The 25,952-nt window shown below is 72.0% G+C and carries 26 protein-coding genes; 10 read left to right on the forward strand and 16 right to left on the reverse strand.

Annotated features, from left to right (window positions below; all coding sequences use genetic code 11):
- Positions 1-159: 159 nt before the first annotated feature.
- Positions 160-1,569, reverse strand: a complete 1,410-nt coding sequence (gene glnA, locus OOK31_RS23865; RefSeq protein ID WP_267089337.1) for a type I glutamate--ammonia ligase — start codon at positions 1,567-1,569, stop codon at positions 160-162.
- A 185-nt stretch (positions 1,570-1,754) separates the two neighbouring features.
- Between glnA and OOK31_RS23870 the strand changes: the two genes are divergently transcribed.
- Entirely contained in the window at positions 1,755-2,222 is a 468-nt protein-coding gene (locus OOK31_RS23870; protein WP_267089338.1) for an RDD family protein, read from the forward strand.
- A gap of 94 nt (positions 2,223-2,316) precedes the next feature.
- Here the strand turns inward: OOK31_RS23870 and OOK31_RS23875 are convergent, their stop codons facing one another.
- From OOK31_RS23875 to OOK31_RS23895, 5 genes are all read right to left on the reverse strand, one after another.
- Complete coding sequence (locus OOK31_RS23875; protein WP_267089339.1) at positions 2,317-3,015, reverse strand: DUF4191 domain-containing protein; 699 nt, start codon at positions 3,013-3,015, stop codon at positions 2,317-2,319.
- Positions 3,016-3,025: 10 nt separating this feature from the next.
- Positions 3,026-3,223, reverse strand: a complete 198-nt coding sequence (locus OOK31_RS23880; RefSeq protein ID WP_030233071.1) for a hypothetical protein — start codon at positions 3,221-3,223, stop codon at positions 3,026-3,028.
- A 240-nt stretch (positions 3,224-3,463) separates the two neighbouring features.
- Entirely contained in the window at positions 3,464-4,411 is a 948-nt protein-coding gene (gene lipA, locus OOK31_RS23885; RefSeq protein WP_267089340.1) for a lipoyl synthase, read from the reverse strand.
- A 110-nt stretch (positions 4,412-4,521) separates the two neighbouring features.
- Entirely contained in the window at positions 4,522-5,319 is a 798-nt protein-coding gene (gene lipB, locus OOK31_RS23890) for a lipoyl(octanoyl) transferase LipB (protein WP_267089341.1), read from the reverse strand.
- 77 nt (positions 5,320-5,396) lie between these two features.
- Complete coding sequence (locus OOK31_RS23895; protein WP_267089342.1) at positions 5,397-5,753, reverse strand: hypothetical protein; 357 nt, start codon at positions 5,751-5,753, stop codon at positions 5,397-5,399.
- Positions 5,754-5,926: 173 nt separating this feature from the next.
- Between OOK31_RS23895 and OOK31_RS23900 the strand changes: the two genes are divergently transcribed.
- Positions 5,927-7,366: a regulator gene (locus OOK31_RS23900; RefSeq protein WP_267089343.1), complete on the forward strand. Its 1,440-nt coding sequence runs from the start codon at positions 5,927-5,929 to the stop codon at positions 7,364-7,366.
- 85 nt (positions 7,367-7,451) lie between these two features.
- Here the strand turns inward: OOK31_RS23900 and OOK31_RS23905 are convergent, their stop codons facing one another.
- From OOK31_RS23905 to OOK31_RS23915, 3 genes are all read right to left on the reverse strand, one after another.
- Entirely contained in the window at positions 7,452-8,723 is a 1,272-nt protein-coding gene (locus tag OOK31_RS23905) for an FAD-dependent oxidoreductase (protein ID WP_267089344.1), read from the reverse strand.
- Between the two features lie 165 nt (positions 8,724-8,888).
- Entirely contained in the window at positions 8,889-9,779 is an 891-nt protein-coding gene (locus OOK31_RS23910; RefSeq protein WP_267089345.1) for a TIGR01777 family oxidoreductase, read from the reverse strand.
- 337 nt (positions 9,780-10,116) lie between these two features.
- On the reverse strand, positions 10,117-10,806 hold the full coding sequence (locus OOK31_RS23915) for a VIT family protein (protein WP_267089346.1): 690 nt from the start codon (positions 10,804-10,806) through the stop codon (positions 10,117-10,119).
- A gap of 76 nt (positions 10,807-10,882) precedes the next feature.
- Here OOK31_RS23915 and OOK31_RS23920 point away from each other — a divergent pair, with 76 nt between their 5' ends.
- Both OOK31_RS23920 and OOK31_RS23925 read left to right on the forward strand, forming a co-directional pair.
- Positions 10,883-11,983, forward strand: coding sequence for a PP2C family protein-serine/threonine phosphatase (locus tag OOK31_RS23920; RefSeq protein ID WP_267089347.1), 1,101 nt, complete (start codon positions 10,883-10,885; stop codon positions 11,981-11,983).
- A gap of 52 nt (positions 11,984-12,035) precedes the next feature.
- Positions 12,036-12,941 (forward strand): thermonuclease family protein, encoded by a 906-nt coding sequence (locus tag OOK31_RS23925; protein ID WP_323188247.1) that lies wholly within the window; start codon positions 12,036-12,038, stop codon positions 12,939-12,941.
- Positions 12,942-13,005: 64 nt separating this feature from the next.
- On the opposite strand, the gene OOK31_RS23930 is transcribed toward OOK31_RS23925, so the two are convergent.
- Positions 13,006-13,263 carry a hypothetical protein gene (locus OOK31_RS23930; protein ID WP_267089348.1) on the reverse strand — a complete coding sequence of 86 codons (258 nt, stop codon included), beginning with the start codon at positions 13,261-13,263 and terminating at the stop codon, positions 13,006-13,008.
- A gap of 106 nt (positions 13,264-13,369) precedes the next feature.
- On the opposite strand from OOK31_RS23930, the gene OOK31_RS23935 reads away from it, so the two are divergent.
- A complete protein-coding gene (locus OOK31_RS23935; RefSeq protein ID WP_267089349.1) occupies positions 13,370-13,741 on the forward strand; it encodes an ArsC/Spx/MgsR family protein in 372 nt (123 codons plus the stop codon).
- 160 nt (positions 13,742-13,901) lie between these two features.
- Here OOK31_RS23935 and OOK31_RS23940 read toward each other — a convergent pair whose 3' ends face one another.
- The 3 genes from OOK31_RS23940 to OOK31_RS23950 all read right to left on the reverse strand — a co-directional run bounded on the left by OOK31_RS23940 (position 13,902) and on the right by OOK31_RS23950 (position 17,369).
- Positions 13,902-14,195: a hypothetical protein gene (locus OOK31_RS23940; protein ID WP_267089350.1), complete on the reverse strand. Its 294-nt coding sequence runs from the start codon at positions 14,193-14,195 to the stop codon at positions 13,902-13,904.
- A 687-nt stretch (positions 14,196-14,882) separates the two neighbouring features.
- Positions 14,883-15,815, reverse strand: coding sequence for a GDSL-type esterase/lipase family protein (locus OOK31_RS23945; RefSeq protein ID WP_267089351.1), 933 nt, complete (start codon positions 15,813-15,815; stop codon positions 14,883-14,885).
- 105 nt (positions 15,816-15,920) lie between these two features.
- A complete protein-coding gene (locus OOK31_RS23950; RefSeq protein ID WP_267089352.1) occupies positions 15,921-17,369 on the reverse strand; it encodes an NF041680 family putative transposase in 1,449 nt (482 codons plus the stop codon).
- A gap of 613 nt (positions 17,370-17,982) precedes the next feature.
- Here OOK31_RS23950 and OOK31_RS23955 point away from each other — a divergent pair.
- Positions 17,983-18,534, forward strand: coding sequence for a hypothetical protein (locus OOK31_RS23955; protein WP_267089353.1), 552 nt, complete (start codon positions 17,983-17,985; stop codon positions 18,532-18,534).
- 17 nt (positions 18,535-18,551) lie between these two features.
- Here the strand turns inward: OOK31_RS23955 and OOK31_RS23960 are convergent, their stop codons facing one another.
- On the reverse strand, positions 18,552-19,478 hold the full coding sequence (locus tag OOK31_RS23960; RefSeq protein WP_267089528.1) for a Gfo/Idh/MocA family protein: 927 nt from the start codon (positions 19,476-19,478) through the stop codon (positions 18,552-18,554).
- A gap of 200 nt (positions 19,479-19,678) precedes the next feature.
- Between OOK31_RS23960 and glnII the strand changes: the two genes are divergently transcribed.
- From glnII to OOK31_RS23975, 3 genes are all read left to right on the forward strand, one after another.
- Positions 19,679-20,698, forward strand: coding sequence for a glutamine synthetase (gene glnII / locus OOK31_RS23965; RefSeq protein WP_267089354.1), 1,020 nt, complete (start codon positions 19,679-19,681; stop codon positions 20,696-20,698).
- A gap of 84 nt (positions 20,699-20,782) precedes the next feature.
- A complete protein-coding gene (locus OOK31_RS23970; RefSeq protein ID WP_267089355.1) occupies positions 20,783-21,706 on the forward strand; it encodes a hypothetical protein in 924 nt (307 codons plus the stop codon).
- 351 nt (positions 21,707-22,057) lie between these two features.
- On the forward strand, positions 22,058-22,660 hold the full coding sequence (locus OOK31_RS23975; protein ID WP_267089356.1) for a winged helix-turn-helix domain-containing protein: 603 nt from the start codon (positions 22,058-22,060) through the stop codon (positions 22,658-22,660).
- Between the two features lie 69 nt (positions 22,661-22,729).
- Here the strand turns inward: OOK31_RS23975 and OOK31_RS23980 are convergent, their stop codons facing one another.
- Positions 22,730-24,223, reverse strand: coding sequence for a PepSY domain-containing protein (locus OOK31_RS23980; RefSeq protein ID WP_267089357.1), 1,494 nt, complete (start codon positions 24,221-24,223; stop codon positions 22,730-22,732).
- An 80-nt stretch (positions 24,224-24,303) separates the two neighbouring features.
- The gene (locus OOK31_RS23985; RefSeq protein ID WP_267089358.1) at positions 24,304-25,209 is read right to left on the reverse strand and encodes a hypothetical protein; all 906 of its coding nucleotides are present in this window, start codon (positions 25,207-25,209) and stop codon (positions 24,304-24,306) included.
- 74 nt (positions 25,210-25,283) lie between these two features.
- Here OOK31_RS23985 and OOK31_RS23990 point away from each other — a divergent pair, with 74 nt between their 5' ends.
- Positions 25,284-25,898, forward strand: coding sequence for a rhomboid-like protein (locus OOK31_RS23990; protein ID WP_267089359.1), 615 nt, complete (start codon positions 25,284-25,286; stop codon positions 25,896-25,898).
- Positions 25,899-25,952 lie beyond the last annotated feature (54 nt).

Raw genomic sequence — 25,952 nt, forward strand, 5'->3', positions numbered from 1 at the left:
TGCACCTCCGAACATGTCTCGCTTATCGGGCTTTTAGGTCCCTATCCACGGTCACCCGGGTCGGGCGGGCTGTCAAAAGCAGAAGGCCCCCCGCCGCTCTCCGGGAGAGCGGCGGGGGGCCTTCCATCAGGCACGACGCCTGGTTGAAACAGTCCCGGTTTAGAGGTCGAAGTAGAGCTCGAACTCGTGCGGGTGCGGACGCTGCGCGATCGGGGCGATCTCGTGCGTGCGCTTGTAGTCGATCCAGGTCTCGATCAGGTCCGGGGTGAAGACACCGCCGGCGAGGAGGTACTCGTGGTCCTCCTCCAGCGCCTTGAGGACGTCCTCGAGGCTGGTCGGGACCTGCGGGACGCTCGCGTGCTCGTCGGGCGAGAGCTCGTAGAGGTCCTTGTCGATCGGCTCCATCGGCTCGATCTTGTTCTTGACACCGTCGAGGCCCGCGAGGAGCAGCGCCGCGAAGGCGAGGTACGGGTTCGAGGACGGGTCCGGCGCGCGGAACTCGACGCGCTTGGCCTTCGGGTTCGAGCCCGTGATCGGGATGCGCATGGCGGCGGAGCGGTTGCGCTGCGAGTACACCATGTTGACCGGCGCCTCGAAGCCCGGCACCAGGCGGTGGTAGGAGTTCACCGTCGGGTTGGTGAAGGCCAGCAGCGACGGGGCGTGCTTGAGGATGCCGCCGATGTAGTAGCGCGCGGTGTCCGACAGGCCCGCGTAGCCGGCCTCGTCGTAGAACAGCGGGTCGCCGTTCGCCCACAGCGACTGGTGCACGTGCATGCCCGAGCCGTTGTCACCGAAGATCGGCTTCGGCATGAAGGTCGCGGTCTTGCCGTTGCGCCAGGCGACGTTCTTCACGATGTACTTGAAGAGCATCAGGTCGTCGGCCGCGGCGAGCAGCGTGTTGAACTTGTAGTTGATCTCGGCCTGGCCGCCGGTGCCGACCTCGTGGTGCTGGCGCTCGACCTGGAGGCCCTGGGCGTCGAGCTCCAGGGAGATCTCGGCGCGCAGGTCGGCGAAGTGGTCGACCGGGGCTACGGGGAAGTAACCACCCTTGTAGCGGACCTTGTAACCACGGTTGTTCTCCTCGGAGCCCGTGTTCCAGGCGCCGGCCTCGGAGTCGATGTGGTAGAAGCTCTCGTTCGCGGAGGTCGCGAAGCGCACGCTGTCGAACACGTAGAACTCGGCCTCGGGGCCGAAGAACGCGGTGTCGGCGATGCCGGTGGAGGCGAGGTACGCCTCGGCCTTCTTCGCGACGTTGCGCGGGTCGCGGCTGTAGGCCTCGCCCGTGATCGGGTCGTGGATGAAGAAGTTGATGTTGAGCGTCTTGTCCTTGCGGAACGGGTCCAGACGCGCAGTGCTGATGTCGGCACGCAGCGCCATGTCGGACTCGTGGATCGCCTGGAAGCCGCGGATCGAGGAGCCGTCGAAGGCGAGCTCCTCGTTCGGGTCGAACGCGCGCCCCGGGATGGTGAAGTGCTGCATCACACCAGGCAGGTCGCAGAAGCGGACGTCAACGAACTTGACGTCGTTCTCCTTGATGTACTGCGTCACTTCGTCGGCGTTCTTGAACATCCAACTCCTCCTACTCCCGGCCCCGGGGCAGGGACGGGCTTTATAGCTCGTGGTGCGTCAGTGCGGTGCCGCACGCTGACCCGACCATAAGCAGACGGGATTTCCCAAGCATGACCCATTTGTTTCGCACAAGTTAACCAGGGTCCCGCCCGAGGGGCGTGGAGCGCCACCGGTACCGTGGACGGGTGGACAACAGGCAAGCAATCGGATCCTGGCTCTCCGGCCCCCGCGCGGCCGCCGAGGACATGGGCGTCGACTTCGGCCATCCGGGCCAGCGGCTCGGCCTGCCGCAGTCGGGGCCCGGCTCGGTGGCCCGTTTCGGACGCCGGCTCGGCGCCGTCGCCATCGACTGGGTGGGCTGCCAGCTGATCGCATACGGGCTGATCACGGGCGGCGACCTGGCCGCCGCGGGCAACTGGACGCTGGGCCTCTTCGCGGCCCTGACCCTGCTGACCGTGGGCACCGTGGGCTTCACCCCCGGCAAGCGGATCCTCGGACTCCGGGTGATCGGGCAGGACGGCGGCCGCCTCGGCCCCGTCCGCGTGCTCGTCCGCACCCTGCTGCTGGTCCTGGTGGTCCCGGCGCTGATCTGGGACCGGGACGGGCGCGGGCTGCACGACCGGCTGGCCGGCGCGGTCCAGGTGCGCATCTAGGACCCGTACGGACGACGGACACAGGGGCGCCCCCGATGCCTTGCGGCTCGGGGGCGCCCCTGTGTGTATACGAAATGCGTATGTGAAAAGAGGGTCAGCGCATCTTTCCGCCGCGCGGCATGCGCATGCCCTTGGGCATCGGGCCCTTCGGCACCGGCATGTTGCTCATGAGGTCGCCCATGGCCCGGAGCTTGTCGTTGACCTGGGTGATCTGCGGGCCGGCCAGGACGCGCGGGAGCTTCAGCAGCGTCGTACGGACCTTCTTGAGCGGAACCTCGCCCTCACCGGTGCCGACGATGAAGTCGTGGACCGGGACGTCGGGCATGATCCGGGCCAGCTTCTTCTTCTCGGCCGCGAGCAGCGTCTTGACCCGGTTGGGGTTGCCCTCCGCGATCAGGACCACGCCCGCCTTGCCGACGGCCCGGTGGACGATGTCCTGGTTCTTGTTCATCGCGACGGCCGGGGTGGTCGTCCAGCCCCGTCCCACGTTGTCCAGTACGGCCGCGGCCGCGCCCGGCTGTCCCTCCATCTGCCCGAAGGCAGCCCGCTCGGCCCGTCGTCCGAAGACGATCGCCATCGCGAGGAACGCCACCAGGAAGCCCAGGATGCCCAGGTAGACCGGGTGGTCGATCAGGAAGCCGATCGCAAGAAAGACACCGAAGGTGACGATTCCCACGCCCGCGACGATCAGACCGACCTTCGGGTCGGCCTTGCGCGTCATCTTGTACGTCAGGGCGATCTGCTTCAGTCGCCCGGGGTTCGCAGCAGTCTCTGCGTTTGACTTCCTCGCCATAAGGCGAAGTTTACGTGGCCTGTGGGGTCCGGGTGGCCGCGGCCTCGAGTACGTGCTCGGTTTCGACCCGGTCCTTGGCCCTGCGGCGGTCCTCCAGGACCGCCGTCCAGGCGTTGCGACGGGCGCCGCTCATGAGCAGCGACTCGATGCCGCGGAAGGCTTCGGTGAAGGACGGGATGGCGATGGCGCGGACGGGCGCGGCCTGCATGATGTCGATCCCTCTCTCGGTGCTGGCATCGAGGTGTGTGCGGTGCGTGGACCCAGCGTCACTGACTGGTGTTACCAGGGCGTGACCGGTCGGTCAAATGTGATTGACGACCTTTCGCCGCAAACACTGACGCGGCCCACCGGGCTCTTCCTCGAATGAGCCTAGGGGCCGCGTCAGCGCGGTGTTACTGCCTGGTAGGACTTTGTGCGTGAGTTCACACAGTCCACTGCGTAGTGCGGGTCACACGCTCGCGCGCTTCTCCATCGCCTGGGTGTAGAGACGACCCGCCCGGTACGAAGAGCGGACCAGCGGGCCCGACATCACACCGGAGAAGCCGATCTCCTCGGCCTCCTTCGCCAGCTCGACGAACTCGGCCGGCTTCACCCAGCGCTCGACGGGGTGGTGCCGCGGCGAGGGCCGCAGGTACTGGGTGATCGTGATGAGTTCGCAACCCGCCGCGTGCAGGTCGCGCAGCGCCTCGCTGACCTCCTCGCGCTCCTCGCCCATGCCGAGGATCAGGTTGGACTTGGTGATCAGGCCGTACTCGCGGGCCTTGGTGATCACGTCCAGCGAGCGCTCGTAGCGGAAGCCGGGGCGGATCCGCTTGAAGATGCGGGGCACGGTCTCGACGTTGTGCGCGAAGACCTCGGGGCGGGAGGCGAAGACCTCCTCCAGCAGCTCCGGGACCGCGTTGAAGTCGGGCGCCAGCAGCTCGACCTTGGTCTGGCCGGCCTCGCGGCCCGCCGTCTGCTCGTGGATCTGGCGCACGGTCTCCGCGTACAGCCACGCGCCGCCGTCCGCCAGGTCGTCGCGGGCGACGCCGGTGATCGTGGCGTAGTTCAGGTCCATGGTGACCACGGACTCGCCGACACGGCGCGGCTCGTCCCGGTCCAGGGCCTCGGGCTTGCCCGTGTCGATCTGGCAGAAGTCGCAGCGCCGGGTGCACTGGTCGCCACCGATGAGGAAGGTGGCCTCGCGGTCCTCCCAGCATTCGTAGATGTTCGGACAGCCGGCTTCCTGGCACACCGTGTGCAGTCCTTCGCCCTTCACCAGGGCCTGCATCTTGGTGTACTCGGGGCCCATCTTCGCCCGGGTCTTGATCCACTCGGGCTTGCGCTCGATGGGGGTTTGGGCGTTACGGACCTCGAGGCGCAGCATCTTGCGTCCGTCGGGTGCGACTGCGGACACGACCGGCTCCCTGTGACTTCGATTCTTCGGCGCCCACCAGGGTACGCCCGTAATTTCGTACGCTCTTACGTCGGCCAACCCGGGGGTGGGCGGACGCATTCCCCCGCCGGTTACCCGGCGGCGGCCTCGATCTCGCGCGGGCGCAGCTCGGCGTTCTCCAGGACGTCCTTCAGGTGCCGTTCGACGACCGGCAGCAGCTCGGCGATGGTGATCTCGCGGCCGAGCTCGTAGGAGAGCGAGGTCACACCGGCGTCGCGGATCCCGCAGGGGACGATCCGGTCGAACCAGGTGTTGTCCGGGTTCACGTTGATCGAGAAGCCGTGCATCGTGACGCCCTTGGCCACGCGGATGCCGATCGCGGCGAGCTTGCGGTCCTCGCGGCGCTGGCCGGCGTTGGACGGGGCGTACTCGGGGCCGTTGAGGCGCGCGTCGAACTCGTCGTCGTGCAGGCGCGGGTCGAAGTCCAGGGAGAGCCCGCCGATCTTCGGCCGGTCCTCGACCGGATCGCCGAGCACCCACACGCCGGAGCGGCCCTCGATCCGGGTGGTCGTCACGCCGAACTCGGCGGCGGTGCGGATCAGGGCCTCTTCGAGGCGGCGCACGTGGGCGACCACGTCGACCGGGCGGGGCAGCTTCATGATCGGGTAGCCGACGAGCTGGCCCGGACCGTGCCAGGTGATCTTCCCGCCGCGGTCCACGTCTATGACGGGGGTGCCGTCCAGCGGACGCTCGCTCGGGTCGGTGCGCCGGCCCGCGGTGTACACCGGCTGGTGCTCCACCAGCAGGCAGGTGTCCTCGATCTCGTCGGCGAAGCGGGCGGCGTGCACGCGCCGCTGCTCCTCCCAGGCCTCGGTGTACTCGACGGATTCAGGCCCGAAGCCCAGATGGACAAACCGGAGCTCAGTCACCGCAGCGCCTCCTCGTTGAACCTGCTGTGTGCACGTATCGCACCCAGGCAAGAGTACGGCGGGCCGTGCGCGGGCCCTCAGGCCCCTGTCCCGGACCGCTTCCCGGCCGGTTCGGAGGCCGGTTCGGAGGCCGGTTCCGCGGCAGCTCCCCAGGTCTGCGGATGCTCCGGGGGCGGCGGGCCCGGGAGCCGGCGGGGGCGCCTTCGGCCCTGCGGCGGCCGGTCCGGGTCCTCGTCGGCCCTCGGCAGCCTGCGGTGGCCCTCGGAGTGGTCGTTGACCCAGCCGCAGACCCCGCACGCGTAACGCCCGTCCAGTCCCGCGATGTAGGTGCCGCACCGGCGGCACTCGGCCTCGGTGAGCTCGGGAGCGGGCAGCGGGGTCGTCGATTCCGCGTACAGGTCGGGGGGATGTGCCCCGTGGGGTCGGCGGGTCATGGGCCGCAGCGTACGCGGACGGAGTGGGTCGGTCCGTAAAGAGCCCTACCCATTCTGCACACGATCGGATGAATGTGGGGCAGAGAGGGCGGTGCGGGCGGAGTTCGCCGCTACATTCACGCCGTTCACAGGGCCGGGACTCCGGTCCGTCACGTCAGGAAACCGTGGAGCCGATGACGGAACGACCTGCCCAGCGCGTCCCCAACCGGCAGCTCGCGGCGCTGATCGCGGAAGCCGGGTTCTCCAACGCCGGGCTCGCCCGCCGCGTCGACCAGCTCGGCCTGGAGCACGGTCTGGACCTGCGGTACGACAAAACCTCCGTGACCCGGTGGCTGCGCGGCCAGCAGCCCCGCGGCACCACCCCCGCGCTGATCGCGGAGGTCTTCACCCGGCGCCTCGGGCGGCGGCTGTCGGCCCAGGACCTCGGCCTCGACGCCTGCGCTCCCGTGTACGCCGGGCTGGAGTTCGCGGCCACCCCCGAGGAGGCCGTGGACATCGCCAGCGGGCTGTGGCGCAAGGACTCCGGCTCGCACGCCGAGCTCCGCAAGATCGCCTTCACCCCGGCCGGGCTCGTGGTCCCCAGCCGGGACTGGCTCATCGGCCGCGCCGACGAACGCGTCGGACGGGGCGCCGACCCCGCCGCCTCCCGCGTCCCCCCGCAGGGCCGCGCCTCCGTACCCCGGCAGCGGCAGATCGACCGCGGCCCCGGCCAGCGCGTCACCGGCGGGGACATCGCGGCGCTGCGCTCGGTCAGCGAACTGTTCCGCACCCTGGACCACGCCTACGGCGGCGGGCACGCCCGCCAGGCCCTGGTGCGCTACCTCGAGCACGAGGCCGAACCCATGCTCCGCGGCACCTACGGGGAAACCACCGGACGGCGGCTGTTCTCCGCCGCCGCCGACCTGACCCGGCTCGCGGGCTGGACCTCGTACGACATCGCCGCGCACGGGCTGGCCCAGCGGTACTTCGTCCAGGCGCTGCGCCTCGCGCAGGCCGCCGGGGACCGGCCCTACGGCTCGTACGTGCTGGTCACGATGAGCCGCCAGGCCGTCTACCTCGGGCACGGCCGGGAGGCCGTCCAGCTGGCCCGGGTCGCCCAGCAGGGCGTGGGCTCCGGCCCGCCGCCGGTGGTGCAGGCCCTGCTGCACGCCGCCGAGGCGCGCGGGCACGCGGTGCTGGGCGAGGTCCGGGCGGCGACGGCCTCGCTGGTGCGGGCCGAACGGGCGCTGGGCGCGGCCCGGCCCGGCGACGACGTACCGCACTGGGCGCGGGCCTTCGACGAGGCGCAGCTCGCGGACGAGTTCGGGCACTGCCACCGGGACCTCCAGCAGTACCGGGCCTCGGCGCAGCACGCCGAGCGGTCGTTGCAGCTGCGGGCGCCCGGGTTCGCGCGCTCGCGGCTGTTCTGCCGGGTGGTGCTGGCCACGGCGCGGCTGGGGCTCGGCGAGCTCGACCAGGCGTGCGCGCTGGGCGCGGAGGCGGCGCAGCAGGCGATGGAGATGCGGTCGGTGCGCGCGGTGGAGTACGTACGGGACTTCGAACGGCGGCTGGAGCCGTACCGGGACGCGTCGGCCGTACGGACCTACCGGGACCGGGTGAGCGCGCTGTCGTGATGTCGACGCGCCCCTCGCGGTCGTGTGCGGCCGTGGTGCGCACGGGGCCCGGTCCCTGGAGGGGCCGGACCCCGGCGCGGGTGGTTCAGGCCGCTGCGGCGGCGGGTTCCGGATGGGACGGGAGCGGGACGCCGAAGTCGCGGAGCAGGGCCGTGGCGGCCCGCCGGGCGGAGTGCAGGGCGCCCTGGACGGTGTTGGAGTCGCGGTGGTCCCCGCAGACGTAGAGCCCGGCCAGGACCCGTACGGGGCGCCGCAGGTCGTGCGGCGGGGGCATCGCGGGGACGGCCTCCGGGGTGTGGTGGACGGCCAGGAGGTCCCAGTCCCGGGTCGAGGTGTCGTAGAGCCGGGCGAGGCGCGAGGCGACGGTCCGGGCGGGCGGTGGCGGGCCGTGGACGGTGGTGGTGACCAGGCTGCGGCCGGCCGGGGCCCGGGTGGGGTCGACGGCGCTCATCACCGTGGTGTGGGCCAGCGGCCACTTCGGGTCGGCGTCCAGGAGCAGCGAGCCGTCCCAGGGCAGGGGCGCGGGCGTCGCGTGGTGGATGACGGTGACCTCGTGGAACGCCGGGACCCGCAGTCCGGGCAGGAGTTCGGCCGCGGCGCGGGCGCCGGTGGCCAGCAGGACGGAGCGACAGCCGAAGTCGCCGTGCTCCTCGGTGGTGACCAGGTTGGTGGCCACCGAGCGGACCTTGACGCCGGTGCGGACGGTGCCGGGCGGCAGGGCGGCCGCGAGCAGGTCGGGCAGGGCCGAGGCCCCGCCCTCGGGGACGGCGAGGCGGCCCCGGGCGAAGGTGCGCAGGGCCAGGTCGGCGACGCGGCTGGAGGTGCCGAGGTCCGGGTCGCGCAGCAGGGTGGCGAGCAGGGGGCGCAGGACCCCGTTGACGGTGCGCGGCGGCAGGCCGCGGGTGCGCAGGGCGGCGAGCGCGGTGCGTTCGGGCCGGGCGAGGACCCGGTCCGGGGGCAGGGCGGCGAGCCGACCGAGGGCCGCGCTGAGGCGGGCCTGGTCCAGGGAGCCGCTGGCCAGCGCGCGGGCCGGGGTGAGGGCCCCGGCCCGCTGCTGCTTGCCGTCGGCGCCGTGCACCAGGACCCCGGGGGCGAAGGGGCGCAGGACCAGCCCCGACAGGCCGGGGGTGCGGGCCGGCTCGGTGTACGAGGTGTTGAGGAGCTGGCCGATGCGGTCGAGGCGGAAACCGTCGGCGGAGCCGGTGGCCATCCGGCCTCCGGGATCACCGGCGGTCTCCAGGACCATGACCGTGACCCCCGCCGCGATCAGGTGGTGTGCGGCCGCGAGTCCTGAGACCCCGGCTCCTACGATGACGACGTCCGCATGGTGTGCGGCATGGTGTGCGCTGCTGAGCACGTGCCCCTCCCCGAGGTCGGCGCGGCTGTGTGGGGATCCTCCTTCCCCCAACGGGCTCCAGGAGAACCCGAGTCCGGCCGGGTATTGCGCACAACTCCGGTCGCATGACGGTCGCATCCGGGTCACGAACGGTCGCACGTGGTCGGGCGGTGCGCCCACGCGCGCCTACGCCAGCGCCGCCCTGATCGACTCCTCGATGGTGGGGTGGCGGAAGACGAAGCCCGACTCCAACAGGCGGGCGGGCAGCGCCCGCTGACTGACCAGCACGTCCTGGGAGAACTCGCCGAGGACCAGGCGCAGCGCGGGGGCCGGTACGGCGCACACGGTCGGGCGGTGCAGGACCCGGCCCATGGCGGCGGTGATCTCACGGTTCGTCAGGGGGTGCGGGGCGGTGAGGTTCACCGGGCCGGACAGGGCGGGGGTGTCGATGAGGTGCCGCAGGGCGGCGATCTCGTCGGCCATCGAGATGTACGGCCAGTACTGGCGGCCGCTGCCGAGGCGGCCGCCGAGGCCCGCCCGGAAGAGGGGGAACATCCGCCCCCAGGCCCCGCCCCGGCCCGACACCACCAGGCCGGTACGGGCGAACACGGTACGGATCCCGGCCTCGCGGGCGGGGGCGGCGGCGGCCTCCCACTCCACGCAGACCGAGGGCAGGAAGCCGTGGCCCGGCGGGGCGGACTCGTCGACGGGGCGGTCGCCGGTGTCACCGTAGAAACCGACGGCGGAGCCGCAGACCAGGACGGGGGGCGGGGTGTCGAGGGCGGCCACGGCGCGGGCTACGGCGGCGGTACCGAGGACCCGGCTGTCGCGGATCTCCTTCTTGTACGCGGCCGTCCACCGGTGGTCCCCGACCCCGGCCCCGGCCAGGTGCACGACGGCGTCACACCCGACGAGCCCGGCGGGATCGACGTACCCCTGCCGGGGATCCCACCGCACCTCCCCGGCGGCGGCGGGCGCACGGCGCACGAAACGGACGACGTCGTGCCGGTCGGCGAGGAGGGAGCGTACGAGGGCCTGCCCGATGAGACCGGAGGATCCGGTGATGGCGATACGCATGCGCCCAGTCTCCCCCGGCTCTGCCCGGGCCGGGCGGGGCGGGGCTGTGGGTGGGGGCGGGGTCGGGGACGGGGTGGGGTGCCGTCCGGGATAGGCATGATTTATGGCGCCCGTTCCGCAGCTGCGTCGGTGTGGCGGTACCGCGCGCCAACAAATCACGTTTTACATCCCGGACGACACCCCACCCCGTCCCCGACCCCTCGGGTCGAATTCAGCCTCGCCGGCGTTTGAGGCGCGGGGTCTGGGGCGGAGCCCCAGGGAACGGTGGAAGGGCGGGTAGGGGACGGCTCCGCGCAGCGGGACATCCGCTACCGCCCGGCCAGGGCAGGGGCAGGGGTCAGGCGGTGCCCAGCCAGGTGCCCACCGCGTAGGTGACGGCCATGGCCAGGGCCCCGCCGAGGACGTTGCGCAGGACCGCCCGCCCCACCGGCGCCCCACCCAGCCGCGCGCTGAGCACCCCGCACAGCGTGAGCGCACAAAGCACCGCCCCCACCGTGACCGGCACCCGCCCCGAAGCCCCCGGCAGGACGATCGCGAGCAGCGGCAGCACCGCCCCCACCGTGAAGGCGACCAGGCTGGCGAGCGCCGCGTGCCACGGGTTCGCCAGTTCGTCGGGCTCGATGCCCAGTTCCACCCGCGCGTGCGCCCGCAGCGCGTCCCGTTCGGTGAGCTGCTCGGCCGCTTCCCGGGCCACCGCGTGGTCGAGGCCCCGCCCCATGAGCAGGCCGGTGAGTTCGTCGAGCTCCGCTTCCGGCTCCGCCGCGAGCTCCCGCCGTTCCACTTCCAGTGCCGCCCGCTCGGAGTCCCGCTGCGAGCTGACCGACACGTACTCCCCCGCCGCCATCGACAGGGAGCCCGCCAGGAGGCCGGCCACTCCCGCGGTCAGGATCGCGGTGCGCGAGGTGGTGGCTCCGGCCACGCCCACGACCAGGCCGGCCGTCGAGATGATCCCGTCGTTGGCGCCGAGGACCCCGGCGCGCAGCCAGTTCAGCCGGGTGCTGATGGCGGCGCTCTGCGTGTCCGTCACGGGACCACTGTGGGGGTCCGCGCCCGGCAGGGCCACCCGGCGTGCGCGGCCACCGCCGCCGTACCAGGGTGGAGGGGTGAGACGCGGACGGCAGGATCCGGGCTGGCTGCACGGGGCGCCGCCACCGCGGTGGGCCCGGTTCGCGCCCGCGGTGGCCATGGCGGTGCTCTGCTTCGCCCAGTGGCTGACGCCGGGGAACATCGAGCTGGGCTATTTCCTGGCCGCCCTGCCCGCCGTGGCCGCGTTCTCGTACGGGGCTCCCGGCACCGCCGTCTTCGCCGCCGCCGTGCTGCTGCTGCTCGGGGTGCCTGAGCTCGGTGTCGGGCACGCCCAGGGCTCGGACCTGGCCACGGTGGCCACCGTGGGCCTGCTCAGCGTGGTGATCGCCTGGGTGCGGCGGCGCCGGGACGCCCAGCTGGTCAGCGTCCGCACGGTCGCCGAGGCGGCCCAGCTGGCGGTGCTGCCGCCCGTGCCGGAGCGGGTGGGTCCGGTGCGCTGCGCCGGCCTCTACCGGGCGGCGCAGGTCGGCACGCTGGTCGGCGGCGACCTGTACGACGTACGGGCCGGGCCGTACGGGGTGCGGGCGGTGGTCGCGGACGTGCAGGGGCACGGGCTGACGGCGGTCGGGACGGTGGTCGCGCTGCTCGGCGCCTTCCGGGAGGCGGTCCTGGACGATCCGGAGCTGGCGGCGGTCGCGGCCCGGCTGGACCGGCGGCTGGCGGCGGACTCGGCGGCGAACTCCAGCCCGGAACTGTTCGCGACGGCGGTGCTGCTGGAGTTCCCGCCGGGCCTGGACCTCGTACGCATCGTGGCGTGCGGGCACCCGCCGGTGCTGCTGCTACGGGACTTCGCGGCCTCGGAGGTGAAGACGGAGCCGGGCCCTCCGCTGGGCCTGGGGCTCGGCCGGCCGGCCCTCCCGGCCGTGACGGAGCTCCCGCTGCTGCCCGGCGACCGGCTCCTCGCCTACACCGACGGGGTGACCGAGGCGCGGGACTCCTCGGGCCACTTCTACCCGCTCGCCACCCGCGTCCCGGTCCTCGCGGGCGACGCGGCGGGCCTGGTCCCGGCGGTCTGGCAGGACCTCGCGGCCTTCACCCGGGGCGGCCCGCGCGACGACGTGGCCCTGCTGATGCTGTCCCTCGAACAGCGGTTGTCCGGCGGGCCGCGCGGTCCCTAGATTCACGGGGCATGCACTGCGCGTCCTCGTCCCGACACCCGTGGGAGCCGCCATGTCCATGCCGATGCTGCTGATCAGGGGAACCTTCCGCGCGAAGGGCTCCAAACCCGATGGCGACACCATCTCCTTCACACCGGACGACGTGACCGACTGGAGGCGCGTACCCGGTCCCAGGCCGGTCGTACCGAGGACGGGCGGCAACGCCCCCATCCGCCTGGAAGGCATCGACGCACTGGAACTCCACTACGGCCTCGACGACTCGCCCTCGGGGGTGCAGCACCAGCCCCTGCCCCAGGCCCGCGCGGCCTCCGACGCGCTCCTGAAGGCGATCGGCTTCACCGACTTCACCCGGGACGAAGCGACCGAGACCATCACCAGCACCACTCCCGAGGTCGTGAAGGGCTACATCCTCACGCACGGCGCCGACCTCTTCGGCCGGTGCGTCGCCCTGATCGGCCACGAGTTCCAGCCGGCCTTCAACGGCTACGAGGTCGAGCTGGAGGAGGAGCAGCTGAAGAGGACCGCCAACTACCAGCTGGTCGAACAGGGCATGGCCTACCCGACCTACTACAGCACCTTCCCCGAGCGCCTGCGCGCCTCCCTCACCGCCGCGGCCGAGGCGGCGCGGGCCGCCAGGAAGGGCGTGTGGGAGAAGGACACGACCCTCAGCGGCACCAAGATCTGCGGACTGACCTCGCTGACCGCCGACGACGGGGCCGTGATCCTGCCCAAGCTGTTCCGCCGACTGAAGGACTACCTGGACCTCAACCCGACGGACCCCTCCCTGTCCTGCTTCCGCGCCTACCTGGCAGGGGCCTCCGAGGACCGGTTCTTCATCCCGGGGAGGCCCGAGCTGCTCAGCGGCCTGCACCACGTCGTCGAGGTCACCACCGGGGTCACCGATCACAGTGTGCGGATGACACACGGGCCGACGGAGATTGTCTTCGAGGAGCGGTGAGGTGAGGTGAGGCCGGCCGGCTGACAGCTCCAGCTGCCGGCCGGCCGGCCACCTGGCCGACGCGTCAGCCGGTGCTGGCCGTGATGAAGGCCCGGACCATCTTGCAGGTGAGGTTCGACGGCCGGTGGATGCCCACCCGCACCGCCATCGTCCGTATCTTGCGGTTGGTCGCGCGCTTGGCGTCGTAGGTCCCGGTGTCGAGCAGGGAAATCGCCAGCCGCATCGCCTTCAGGCGGCGGTTGTGGCTCTCGTACCACTCGCGGGGCAGACCCGCGGGCAGCGGCTTCTTCCTCGGCATCACAATGATCGCGGCAGCGGCCATCTACAGCCTCCCAAACGGTAGTTGGCTTCCTGTCGTTCTCCTTCGATTTTACCGGGGGGCACTGACAAAAGCCCTGGCCGGGCGGAGTCCGCCTAACCTTGCGGGCATGGAGATCTGGATCAATCCCGCCTGTTCGAAGTGCCGCGCCGCGCTGACCCTGCTCGACGCGGAGAACGCCGAGTACACCGTGCGCCGCTACCTGGAGGACGTACCGTCCGAGGCCGAGATCCGCGAGGTGCTGGGGCGCCTCGGGCTGGAGCCCTGGGACATCACGCGCACCTCCGACCCCCTCGCGAAGGAGACCGGCGTACGGGAGCTGCCGCGCGAGGCGACCGAGGGGGCCCGGCAGCGCTGGATCACCCACCTGGCCGCCCACCCGAAGCTGATCCAGCGCCCGATCATCACCGCCGAGGACGGCACCGCCGTCATCGCCCGCACGGACGAGGCCGTCCGCGAGGCCCTGTCCCGCAAGGGCTGAGGGCGGGGCTGGGGGCTGGGGCCCCGGCGAGCAGGCCCGTGGAAAGCAGGGCCGGTCCGTGGACGAGGCGTATCCGACGCGTGGTGATCTCCATGTCCCCAGGTTTGCCGCGCGCGCCGCGCGTCCAAGAGCCGCTGCTTCCGGGCTCCGGAAGCAGCGGCTATCCCCCGCCGGCGGCCAGGAACGCGGCGACCTCCCCGGCCGCCGCCAGGGGCAGCGCGTGGTGCGACACGTGGGGCAGTACGTCGACCCGCGCGCCCGGCAGCGCCGCCCGCGCGGCGCGCGCCACGCGGGCGGGGTCGTGGCACCGGGCACCCCCGGCGACGAGGACGTCGACCCGCGTCCCCCGCAGCCCGGCCGGGTCGGGGCGGGGCCCGGTGACCGGCCGGACGGTGGGAAAGCCGGCCGTCCGCTCCTGGAGCAGCACCCGCGACACCCACGACCGGCGCCGCATCCTCCTGCACGTCCGGCCGGAAGCGGTCCGCCTGGGCCAGGAGTTCTTCGGCCCGTCGATCACCGCCCTGCTCGAAGCCCTCGCCCCCCCTCTCCCCCGCCGAACGGAACACGATCCGCAAGTTCCTGACGACGGCCCACGAAACCTTCGCGCCGGGCCGGGAGAGCTGAACGGAGGCGCCGCCGGATCCACCCTCGGGCGGTCTCAGGGAGGGGTTGGGGCTTTCCCGTCAGTCTCATCGTCCTTCCGGGTCGGGCCGGCCTGTCAAGGGCGCTCCCTTCGGTCGCGTCGCTTCGCGATGGCCTTCGGCCACCCTTGACAGACCGTCCCGCCCCGGAAAAACGAAGACTGCCGGGAAACCCCCAAAGAAACGGGACGGGGCGGAGAGAGGGAGGGGCGGGTCAGTCAGGGAGGGGCGGGCTACCTTCGGCCGCCATCCACCCATCCAGGCATCTCAAAGTCCCTTTCCGAACCAAGGCGCGGCCCTACCCGCACGAAATGACGACCAGACAGCCATCGGGAGCGGGGAGACGCATCAGATCGCTACGCGCTCCTCATTTCTCAGCGTCCGGCGGCCGTCTGGGGCTGGTCAGAAGCCGCCGACGATCGCTACGCGCTTCTCGCATCTCAGCGACTGGCGGCCGTCTTGGGCTGGGCATAGACCGCCCACGATCACCTACGCGCTTCTCAGAGGGCGAGGGTGGCGAGGTGCTGGTGGAGGGTCTGGTGTCCTTCCGGGGTGGGGTGGACGCCGTCTACGAGGAGTTCGGGCTTCTCGTGGAGCGGGTCCCACATGTCGAGGTAGTCGACGTGGTTCTCGTCGCACCAGGTCCGCAGGGACTCGCGCAGGGCCAGTGCTCGCGCCTGGGTGAACCGCAGGCCCTCGTAGTCGTTGGTGCGTTCCTCGTCGAGCCATGCCGGCCCCATGACGACGAGTCGCGCGTTGTAGTCGTGGGCGGTGGCGGCCAGCGAGGCGAGGCTGGCCTCGATGTGCGCCAGTCCGTCGACGTCCGGGGTGGCGAGCGGCACGGCGCTGTCGTTGATACCTGCGGCGAGGAGGAGGGTGTCGGGCCGGCGAGGAGCCATCAGCGCGGGTGTCTGCTCGGCCACGTCGGCCAGGGTGCTGCCGGGTATGGCCAGGTTGAAGACCCGGTGGTCGATCTCGTTCCCGGCGATGTGGGCGGCCGCCAGGTGGGCCGCCCATCCTCCCTGCGGATCGCAGCGGCCGTAGGCGATGCTGTCGCCCACGATCACGATGCGCGCCGCCGACCGCATCGGCTTCGCGTCCAGGTAGGCCCAGGCACTCTCCCCGGAGGAGAGGACCACCCGCCGGCGGGCGTAGTCGTCGACCTCGTAGGCATCGGCCGCAGCGAGGTCCTCGTCGGTGAGGTGCAGGACGACACCCTCGACGACAGCACCGAGCTTGCGCTCCAGGGTCAGGTGTACGTCAAGGCCGCTGGCGGCGATCACGGCCGGGTCGGTGATCGGCTGCGGCCTCGTCGTATAGCCGGCCAGCGACGCGGGAGCGCTGGGCACGGCCTGGCCGAAGAGGGCGATCTGGACCTTGCGGTCCATCAGCGTGCCGAAGGAGAACAGGATGTGTGGGCGCGACTCGGTCACTGTGAGCTACGTGGCCTTTCTACCAGGAACGATCACCTCACCCTAACGGCCCACCTGTCGCCCTCTTCCCAGCCCCAGACGGACCGCAGGCGCTGAGCTTGATCTTTAACCTCGCTGTTGTTTCAAGAGGACATGTTCGGTGAGGGTTTCGGGTCGCTTCACGGTCTTTCCGGGCTCGTGGCGTGGTGCTGGCCTGCGGTTTTTGGAGCCGGGTGGGCGTCCGGGGCCGGGCCGTGTGGGTCTTGGCACACCTGCGGGACGGGGGGTCTTCGCGCGGAGGTGGCGGAACCCCCGGCGGACGCGTGCGGGGGTGAGCCGGCGGGGCTCGGCGGGCCGTTCCCAGGGGCGGCGGAGGTCCTCGGCGAGCGGTCGGGCGAGGCGGAGCTGGGTGTGGGCGGCAATGATCAGCCAGGTCCACAGGTCGGCGGTGTGCGGGTCTCGGACCTTCGGGACGGTCCAGCCGAGGGTCTGCTTGAACAGCCGGAAAGTGTGCTCGAGATCGAAACGCCGGAGGAACGACTGCCAGCGCAGGTCGACGTCCCCGCCTGTCATCCCGGTCTTAGAGGACCACAGCCAGACCGGTTTCGGGTCGCGGTCGCCGGGCAGGCGCTCGACCTTCAGTCGGATCAATGTGCCATGGATCAGCGGGAGTTCACCGCAGTGGTCAAGCCAGGGGCCACGGGCCTGAAGGCGGGGGTGCATGCTGTCCCAGGCGAAGGTTTCGGCCCGGCCGTAGCGGGTGGTGTCGCAGGTCGTTGCCTGGTCGGGGGTGTGCCAGGAGTTCGACTTCGAGAAGGTGAGCACGCCGCCGTGCTTGCGGGGCTGCCCACCGCGCGGGGTGGAACGGCGCGGGCCTGCGTCGCGGAGCATGACCCGGTCCGAGCGCAGTCGGCCGACCAGCTCGACGGGCAGGTCCGCCAGTACGTAGGCGAGGCGGGTGACGTCGTAGCCGGAGTCCACGACGATGAGAATGTCCGGGTCGCCGGGCTTCCACTGGCCGGCCCGCAGGAGCCGGCCGACGACCTCGCGGAGCTGGCCGGCGGTTACCGCGGTGGCGTCGTCGGTCGGGCCCAGGCGGATCGCGTCGAGCACGGCGGTCCACGAGGTGCGTCCTGTCTCCAGGGCGGCGACGAAGGAATAGGGCCAGCCGGGGATCATCTGGTCAGCACTGCGACCTCGCCCGTATACGTGGCAGAACAGCAGGTCCGGGCTGGTGGGCGCGTCGGGCCGCAGCCAGTTGCTCACGTCGACCGCGAGGACGATCCGCCCGTCGGCCGCCCTCGGCAGCGGCGTCGAGGCCAGCAGTCTGCGCAGGCGGCGCGGCTCCAGCCAGCCGTGGTTGACCGCGTCGTACATCGCTCCATGCCCGCGCCGATGCTCGGCCGTCAGCGTCAGCTCGACCAGTGACCTGACCGGCCCGTCAGTGCACAGCACCGCGTCGGTGAGCTCGAAGAGCGCATCCGCACGGGCATACAGGCACTCGTAAAACGCAACACGAAAGCGGGACAGAACACCCAACGCCTCGACGGCGGGAACATCGACAGGGAAACTCATCCTCAGCGGCCGTTCCTCGACACTTCGTTACTCAACATCTCGAAGCGTGGAGGGCGGCCGCGTCGCGCGCCCCCGGAAGCGGTAGATCTCAGCAGGTCGGATGACATACAAGGTTAAAGATCAAGCTGAGAAATGAGGAGCGCGTAGCGATCTGACGCGCCTCCCCGCTCCCGATGGCTGTCTGGTCGTCATTTCGTGCGGGTAGGGCCGCGCCTTGGTGCGGAAAGAGGCTGTGAGCTGGCCGGATGGGTGGATGGCGGCCGAAGGCAGCCCGCCCCTCCCTGACGGGGCCGCTCCTCATCCTCTCCGCCCCGTCCCGTTTCTTTGGGGGTTTCCCGGCAGTCTTCGTTTTTCCGGGGCGGGACGGTCTGTCAAGGGTGGCCGAAGGCCATCGCGAAGCGACGCGACCGAAGGGAGCGCCCTTGACAGGCCGGCCCGACCCGGAAGGACGATGAGACTGACGGGAAAGCCCCAACCCCTCCCTGAAACCGCCCAAGGGTGGACCGCCACCCCCGCAGCCCCGCCCCGCTTCTTCACCCCGCCCCCACCCCCGTACCTCGTAGGGTGACTCCGGACCGGACAGGAACAAACCGCACCAAAGGGACGTCACCCCGTGACCGAGCCGCAGCCGCCCAAGCCCCACCTCCACCCCCACCCCACCGCCCACGGCTACCCCATCCCCCCGCCCCGCCGGGGTGCCGACTGGATGTTCGGCGGGGTGTACGGGACGGTGCTCGCCAGTGGGCTGTTGGCCGCGCTCGATCAGAAGGGCGGGGAGTACACGCCCTTCTACGACGCCAGCTGGGTGCTGGTCACCGCCGCCACCGCCGGGCTCGCGCACGGGTACTCGCACCACATGGCCTCCCACCAGGCCGGCTCGGCCGGGCACCGGTGGCGGTTGCTCGTGCGGGCCCTGTGGAACGAGTGGCCGATGATCGCCGCCGCCCTGCCCACCGTGCTCCTGCTGCTGATCGCCGGGATCGCGGGCTGGGAGTCGTACGGGGTGACGGCCGTCGGGCTCGGGCTGAACACCGCGCTGCTCTTCGGCTGGGGGGCCTTCGTGGCGGTGCGGGTCGGCTACCGGATCGGGTCGGCGCTGCTCATCGGCCTGGCCGACGCCACCATCGGGCTGGCCATCATCGTGGCGAACGCCCTGATCAAGTAGCGGACCCCACCCGCACCTCACCCCAACTGCCCCTCCGCCTCCGCCAGGATCTCCGTCAGCCGGGCTCCGAACCGGGCGTCGCGCGGGTCCGGTACGCCCGTACGGGCCGCCGTCAGGAGGGCGTCCAGGGCGCGGCCGTAGGCGCCCGGTACGTCGCTCCAGTCGGGCAGTGCGAAGACGCCCTCGGCGCCGCGCAGTTCGAGCCCCACCCCGGCGGCCGCGCGCGGGGCGCCCAGGCTGAGGACGGCGGTGCTGGCCGCGCCGGAGGCGTGCCGCAGGGCCAGTTGGACCAGGTCGGACGGGCCGCGTGCGGCGGTGATGGCGGTGACCTCGCCGAGGACCGGGATCAGGACGGACAGGGCGTGGGGGCCGACGTCCCACAGTCCGCCCTTGGTCTTGCGCCAGGGCGATTCGGCGTACGCGCTGGGGGCCCCGTCGGGCGGGAAGACCGCGCCGAGCCAGTGGGCGGAGGCGGTGTACCAGCCGGAGCGCGCGGCCTGTTCGGTGACCCAGCCGGCGGTGGGTTCGGCGAAGCGGAGGGTGAGGAAGACGACGGAGGCGACGCCGTGCCGCGTGGCGGCGTCGGCGACGGAGCGGGCCTGTGCCGGGGTGGTCGCGACGGGTTTGTCGAGGAGGAGGTGGCATCCGGCGGCGGCGGCGCGTTCGGCCAGCGGGGCCTGGACGTCCGGGGGCAGGGCGAAGGCGGCGACGTCACAGTCCGCGAACAGCTCGTCGGGGTCTTCGTACACCTTCACGCCGTGCGTCCGGGCGAGTTCGGCGGCGGCTTCGGGGCGGCGGCCCCACACTCCGGCGAAGTCGGAGCCGGTGTGCGCGGTGAGCGCGGGGGCGTGGGTGCGGTGGGCCCATGGGCCGGTGCCGAGCAGGCCGACGCGGGGGCGGGGGCTCGTGGCGCCGGCACCGTGACCTTCGGGGGCGGGGTTCAAATCGTACGAAATGCTCACCCGCTCAGTCTGCCCCACTCGTACGGATGTCCCGCGGCCGACCCGCACAGCCCACCCGACCAGGGCTGTAAACCTCGGTAACACGGGGTTCACACACGGGCAACGGACGGGAAATCGCGGCGGGGGACGCTGCGGTGAACACCATGGCGATCCGCAGCACCCGCAGAGTCAGGATGGGGCCCGTGAGCTACAAGGCTGAGTACATCTGGATCGACGGCACCGCGCCGACGGCGAAGCTCCGCTCGAAGACGAAGATCCTCGCCGACGGCGCGGAGCTGCCGATCTGGGGCTTCGACGGGTCGAGCACCAACCAGGCCGAGGGCCACGCCTCCGACCGCGTCCTCCAGCCGGTGTTCTCCTGCCCGGACCCGATCCGCGGCGGTGACGACGTCCTCGTGCTCTGCGAGGTCCTGAACATCGACATGACGCCGCACGAGTCGAACACCCGCGCGCTGCTGCGTCCGGTCGCGGAGAAGTTCGCCGGGCAGGAGCCGATCTTCGGCATCGAGCAGGAGTACACCTTCTTCGACGGGGCCCGCCCGCTCGGTTTCCCGGTCGGCGGCTTCCCGGCGGCGCAGGGCGGCTACTACTGCGGTGTCGGCGCGGACGAGATCTTCGGCCGCGAGATCGTCGAGAAGCACCTGGACCACTGCCTGGCCGCCGGTCTGGAGATCTCCGGCATCAACGCCGAGGTCATGCCGGGCCAGTGGGAGTTCCAGGTCGGCCCGGTCGGCCCGCTGGAGGTCTCCGACCAGCTGTGGATCGCGCGCTGGCTGCTGTACCGCACGGCCGAGGACTTCAACGTCTCGGCGACGCTGAACCCGAAGCCGGCCCCGGGCGACTGGAACGGCGCGGGTGCGCACACCAACTTCTCCACGAAGGCGATGCGCGAGGACTACCGGGCGATCGTCTCGGCGTGCGAGGCGCTGGGTGAGGGCAGCAAGCCCTTCGACCACGTCAAGAACTACGGCGCCGACATCGACAAGCGCCTGACGGGCATGCACGAGACCGCCCCCTGGAACGAGTTCAGCTACGGCGTCTCGGACCGCGGCGCCTCGGTCCGCATCCCGTGGCAGGTGGAGAAGGACGGCAAGGGCTACATCGAGGACCGCCGTCCGAACGCGAACGTGGACCCGTACGTGGTCACCCGGCTGATCACGGACACCTGCTGCACCGGCCTGGAGAAGGACGGCCTGGTCTGATCCCGGCCCCGCCACGACAGCCCCACCACAGCAGCCCCCACCGACGGCGACCGCGCTGTCAGTGGGGGCTGTCATGGTGTGCGCATGCAGGCCATCAGAGTCCAGACCGAGGACGGCGGGTCCTACGGCTCCTACGTCCGCCCCGCGCTCCCGCTGCTGCCCGGACTCGTGGAGCGCATCGGGGAGGAGGGCGACACCTTCCTCGTCATGGCGCGGCTCCCGGACGATCCGGACGACTACGTGCAGGTGCTGCGCGAGCCGGGCGGCGACGCCTACCAGCTGGAGTACCGGGACGGCTCTCCCGACCGGCACTTCCAGGCCTTCGTGGCGTCGGCGGCCGAGGTGGTCCGGGTGATGTCCGGCTGGGCCGGTCGGGAGAAGGGCTGGGAGCTCGGTCCGGCCTGGGAGCGGCTGGAGTTCCCTGCGGAGGAGGCGCCGCCGCCGCTCGACCCGGAGGTGGAGGAGCAGCTCTCGGGGATCGTCCGGGGGTGGCTGCGGTGCGGGTACCGCAGCCGGGCCGGGCTCGTGGAGGACGCCGAGGACAACCTGGTGGTGGGTGACGTCCGGCCGGTGTCGCGGGCCCAGGCGCAGGAGCTGGTGGACCGGCTGTGGCGGGAGCGGGCGGCGGAGCAGGGGGGCTGGCTGGGTGAGACCGATCCGGAGCGGCTGACCAGGGCGTTCGAGGCGCTGGAGGCTTCGGGCATCACGGCCCGGGAGAACTTCACCTGTTGCCGCAGCTGTGGTCTCGGGGAGATCTGGGCGGACGGTGAGGAGGATGCGCGGGGGTTCGTCTTCTTCCACAGCCAGTGCACGGAGGGCGCCGCCGAGGGCCACGACCTGTACCTGCTCTACGGGGGCTTCGAGCCCGACGGGGAACTCACGGCTTCGGTGGGCCGGGAGGTGACCGCGGCCCTCGACGCCGTGGGGCTGGGGTGGCTGTGGGACGGATCCGCCCACGATGCGATACGCGTCACCGGTCTGGACTGGCGCAGGCGACTGACGGCCTGATGGTTTGTCGGGATTATGACGGTCTCACGAAGAGATCGTCACGGAATTTGAGATTCCGCTCCACGAGGTGAGACGGGGTCTGCCCCGGGCCCCGCACATCTGCTTGAATGACGTCCATGGCCAGCTACTCGTACACCTCGACAGGTCGCAGCGACCTCGAGCCGTTCTGGCCGTCCCGTCAGGACCACGATTTCGACCGGGTGTGTTGCCGCGCGAAGAACGCGCCGGCCCTCTAAAGCCTTCGGGACCTCATTCCAGACCTGCCCCGAGGCCTTCGGTCTGCGCGGAACGACAACGACGACGTACAGCACGTCTCCTGCCGACCACTCCGCGTGAAAGAGCTGACCACTCATGGCTAACACCCGTTCCATCGCTTCTGCCGCCTCCGCTGCGACCTCCTCTCCCCTGACCTTCCCGCCCAGTCCGCGCCACCGGCTGCGCGCCGTGGACCGGGACGAGGTGGCCCGGGTCGTGGACTTCCTCCCGCCCGGCGCCACCTGGCTGCCCGCGCCGCAGCACGCCCTCCCGGCGCTGCCCGGCCAGCCGCCGATGGTCGGCTACCTGGTCCTCGTACCGGCCGACCAGCAGCCGCCGATCGCCTTCTCCCCGCAGTCCGTTCCCGCCCCGTCCGCCACCGTCACCACCACGAACGCCGGCGCCGCCACCACCGGCGACGAGCTCGTCCGGATCGACTCCGCGCAGCGCACCGCCGAGGTGGACGGGCAGCAGCTGGACCTGACGTACCTGGAGTTCGAGCTGCTCGCCCACCTGGTGGCGCACCCGCACCGGGTGCACAGCCGGGACCAGCTGGTGACCACGGTGTGGGGCTACGGCCACGTCGGCGACGGCCGTACGGTCGACGTCCACATCGCCCGGCTGCGCCGCAAGCTGGGCGCGGCGCACCGGGGCGCGATCCAGACGGTGCGCCGGGTCGGCTACAAGTACACGCCCTGACCCCGGACACGACGGCGGGCCCGTACTCCGGGGGGAGTACGGGCCCGCCTGTCTGCCGGAGCGGCTGTCCTACTGGGCCTGGGCCTGGGCCGGGGCCTCGGCCTTCGCCGCGCGGCGTCCGGCCGCGAACCCGAGGGCCACGTCGGCCGCGAGGAAGACCAGCAGGCTGATCCCGAGCATCGGGACGAACCAGCCGACGAGCGCGGTCACGGCGGCGAGCGGCAGCAGCACGGTCACCGGCAGCTTGCGCCAGGCGCCGCGCGGCTGGGCGCGGCCGACCGAGAGCGTGCGCTCCTTGGTGGGCCGGCGCAGCCACCACATCCGGTAGCCCCACACCACGAGGAACATGACGGCGACGGCGAGCGCGGCGAGCGCGAGCTGGTTGACGATCCCGAAGGTCAGCCCCATGTGCAGGTCGATGCCGAAGCGGGTCATCTTCGCGAGCAACGGGTAGTCGGCGAAGCGCAGTTCGTCCATGACCCGGCCGTCGGCGGGGTCGAGGGCGACGGAGTCCAGGTGCACGGGCACCTGCTTGTCGACCTCCTTGACGACGTATCCCTTGCCCTTGGCGGGCAGCGTGACGCGCAGGCTCTCGGTGACCCCGGCGGCTCGGGCGGCGGCCACGGCCCGGTCGATGCCGATGTCGGCGGTGGGGGCCGGCGGGGGCATCTCCATGCCGTCGGTCCTGGGGGTCCCCCCGGACGGAGTCTGGGGGATGTGCCCGGCGTGCTCGTCGGAGCCGCCGGCGGCGCCGTTCAGCTTCGCGGAGACGGACGGGGTGGCGCCGCCGAGGCTGTCCTGGAGCTGCCCGATGTTCTCGCCCGCGTACTTCGACCAGGTCAGGCCGGTGGCGGAGAGGACGACCAGGCCGGCCACCGCCCACAGGCCGACGGTGCCGTGCCAGGAGAGGGTCTTGCGGCGGCCGGTGGCCTTGCGGTCGGGCAGGACGAGGTCGGCCTTGCGGGCGCGGCGGCGGCCGATCCACAGGGCGAGGCCGCCCAGTGCGACCACCCACAGCCAGCTGGCGGCGAGCTCGCTGTAGTTCCGGCCGAGGTCGCCCAGCTGGAGGCTGGAGTGGAACTCGCTCAGCCAGGCGCGCAACGGCAGGGCGTCACCGGCGGTGGTGAGCTGACCGCGTACGTCGGCGGTGTAGGGGTCGACGAAGACGGTGAGGGTCTCGCCCTCGGCGAGCCCCGGGTTCTCCATGATCACCCGGGTGGTCGCCCCGTCCTCGGGCGCGGGCCACACGCCCAGCACCTTGCCCTCGGGTGCGGCCTGCTGGGCGGCCTTGACCTGGGTGCTGAGCGGTACGGCGGCCTCGCCGACGCGGGGAACGGTCAGCTGGTCGGAGTAGAGGATCCGCTCGGCCTGCCAGGAGCCCGCGTACAGCAGGCCGGTGGTGGCGGCGAGGAAGAGGACGGGGGCTATGAGGAGCCCGGCGTAGAAGTGCATGCGCAGGAGCAGCGGGCGCAGGGCGGCCCAGCCGCCGGCGGCGCGTGCGGCGGGCTTGGGGGGTGCCTCGGCGTCCCGCGCGGGGACGTCCTGGATTTCGTCGAGGGACATGTGGGTCCTAAGGGTCGGCGAGAACTGGGGTGATCGGCCCCGGGCTCGCCCCCCTCCGACGACGGAGGGTGCGCCGGCCGTCAGGCGGCGCGGGCAGGTGGGGCAGGGTGTGCCGTCGGACCGGCTCCGGCCGGGTGCGGCGCGTACGCGTGCGACGCGGCGCGCCGGTGTCCCCCGGCGGCGCACCGGTGGTGCGCGGTGGGGGCCGCCGGGCGGGCGGGGGTCCGATGGCACGGCCTCGGGGCCGTGGTGCGGGTGCTGCGCCCGGGGGGCGGGCCGCGCCGGACCGCGGTGTGCGCGTGCACGGCTCCGCGCAGTCGGCGCGGCCGTACGTACGGGGGCAGGTGCGCGGGCGGCGCCGGCCGGGGGGCCACCCGGGTCCGCAGCAGGGTCAGCGCGCGGGTGAGCGGCCGGGCGGCCAGCAGCGCGACGGCGCCGAGGGCCTCGGCCAGCCGGAAGACGGCGGCCTCGCCCCGGGCGAGCCATACGGCGCAGAAGAGGCCGGCGAGGACGTGCGCGGCGATCATGCCGAGGCCGCCGTGGCCGGCCATCCCGGCCATCCCGGCCATGTCCTCCATGCCGGGCATGGAGGTCGCGCCGCCGCCCGTGCTCCCCGTACCCGCCATCGGCATGGGCATCGCCATGCCCTGGACGTGGTGGTGGCCGGGCATCGGCTCCGGTACGGAGGCGGGGAGGTGGGGGGCGGGTGCGACCGTGGCCGCGTGTGCGCCGCTCGCCGAGAAGGCCAGGTGGAGCATGCCCTGCGCGGAGAGCAGCGCGGCGGTGATGCCCAGCGGCCCGCACCGGCGGCCGGCGGCCGTCCAGGCCGCCGCACAGGTCGCCGCGAATGCACCCAGAAGCCAATGGACGGGGATATCCATCCCGGACATGTACGAATGCCCCACCGCACCCAATGCCACGCACACGGCCGCGAACATCGCGGCCCGCGTGGCGCGCATCGGCGCGCGGGTACGGGATTCAGACATGTTCCCGTCATGGTCGCACGGGGCCCGGTGACAGCCGCAAGAGGGCCGTATCCGATCATGGACAGGTGAATCCCTTGCCGTGGTCATGGTCATTGCCGCTGGGTGCGCTCTACACCGGAGGCGTACAGCTCGGGGCCCATGTCCTGGAACGACTGGCTCCGCAGGAGCGGGAGCGGGTGCTGCGCGGCTGTTCGACGAATGTCGACAATCTCGACGCCGGGCACTGGGAGACGCTGCTGACGAGCGCCCTCGTCGTCGAGGAGCCCATGCCGCTGGCGTACGCGCTGCTGCTGGTCGCCGTGCTCGGGTACGCGGAGTACGCGTACGGGGCCTGGTGGACGGCGGCCGTGTTCCTCTTCGGCCACACCTCGGCCACCCTCCTCGTCTACGGGGTCCTGCGGCGCACCGCCGGCACCGCCACCCGGCGGGCCCTGGACGTCGGCACGAGCTACGGGTTCAACGCCGTGCTCGGCGCCCTGACCTCGACCCTGCCGCGCGGGGCGGTGCGGGGCGCCGCCCGGGCCGGGCTGCTGGCGCTCGCCGTGCGGCCGGTGCTGCGGCGCGGGCGGACCTTCACGGACGCCGGCCACCTGGTGGCGCTGGGCATCGGGATCGGGGTCGCGGTGGCGGCCGACCGTCTTTCCGATTGCCTTTCCGAAAAGAATCATCGGAAAATCACTCTTACCTGATCCAAATCCACCGTATGACCCGTATGACCCGCCTGAGGCATATGAGCCGAATAC

Source organism: Streptomyces sp. NBC_00249, assembly GCF_026342355.1.
GTDB lineage: Bacteria > Actinomycetota > Actinomycetes > Streptomycetales > Streptomycetaceae > Streptomyces.

Bases quoted from the DNA above. Each gene is read 5' to 3' on its own strand.
- glnA (WP_267089337.1), bottom strand. From the start codon at position 1,569: ATGTTCAAGAACGCCGACGAAGTGACGCAGTACATCAAGGAGAACGAC.
- OOK31_RS23875 (WP_267089339.1), bottom strand. From the start codon at position 3,015: ATGGCGAGGAAGTCAAACGCAGAGACTGCTGCGAACCCCGGGCGACTG.
- OOK31_RS23880 (WP_030233071.1), bottom strand. From the start codon at position 3,223: ATGCAGGCCGCGCCCGTCCGCGCCATCGCCATCCCGTCCTTCACCGAA.
- OOK31_RS23895 (WP_267089342.1), bottom strand. From the start codon at position 5,753: ATGACCCGCCGACCCCACGGGGCACATCCCCCCGACCTGTACGCGGAA.
- OOK31_RS23900 (WP_267089343.1), top strand. From the start codon at position 5,927: ATGACGGAACGACCTGCCCAGCGCGTCCCCAACCGGCAGCTCGCGGCG.
- OOK31_RS23910 (WP_267089345.1), bottom strand. From the start codon at position 9,779: ATGCGTATCGCCATCACCGGATCCTCCGGTCTCATCGGGCAGGCCCTC.
- OOK31_RS23925 (WP_323188247.1), top strand. From the start codon at position 12,036: ATGTCCATGCCGATGCTGCTGATCAGGGGAACCTTCCGCGCGAAGGGC.
- OOK31_RS23930 (WP_267089348.1), bottom strand. From the start codon at position 13,263: ATGGCCGCTGCCGCGATCATTGTGATGCCGAGGAAGAAGCCGCTGCCC.
- OOK31_RS23935 (WP_267089349.1), top strand. From the start codon at position 13,370: ATGGAGATCTGGATCAATCCCGCCTGTTCGAAGTGCCGCGCCGCGCTG.
- OOK31_RS23940 (WP_267089350.1), bottom strand. From the start codon at position 14,195: ATGCGGCGCCGGTCGTGGGTGTCGCGGGTGCTGCTCCAGGAGCGGACG.
- OOK31_RS23950 (WP_267089352.1), bottom strand. From the start codon at position 17,369: ATGAGTTTCCCTGTCGATGTTCCCGCCGTCGAGGCGTTGGGTGTTCTG.
- OOK31_RS23970 (WP_267089355.1), top strand. From the start codon at position 20,783: ATGCAGGCCATCAGAGTCCAGACCGAGGACGGCGGGTCCTACGGCTCC.
- OOK31_RS23975 (WP_267089356.1), top strand. From the start codon at position 22,058: ATGGCTAACACCCGTTCCATCGCTTCTGCCGCCTCCGCTGCGACCTCC.
- OOK31_RS23980 (WP_267089357.1), bottom strand. From the start codon at position 24,223: ATGTCCCTCGACGAAATCCAGGACGTCCCCGCGCGGGACGCCGAGGCA.
- OOK31_RS23985 (WP_267089358.1), bottom strand. From the start codon at position 25,209: ATGTCTGAATCCCGTACCCGCGCGCCGATGCGCGCCACGCGGGCCGCG.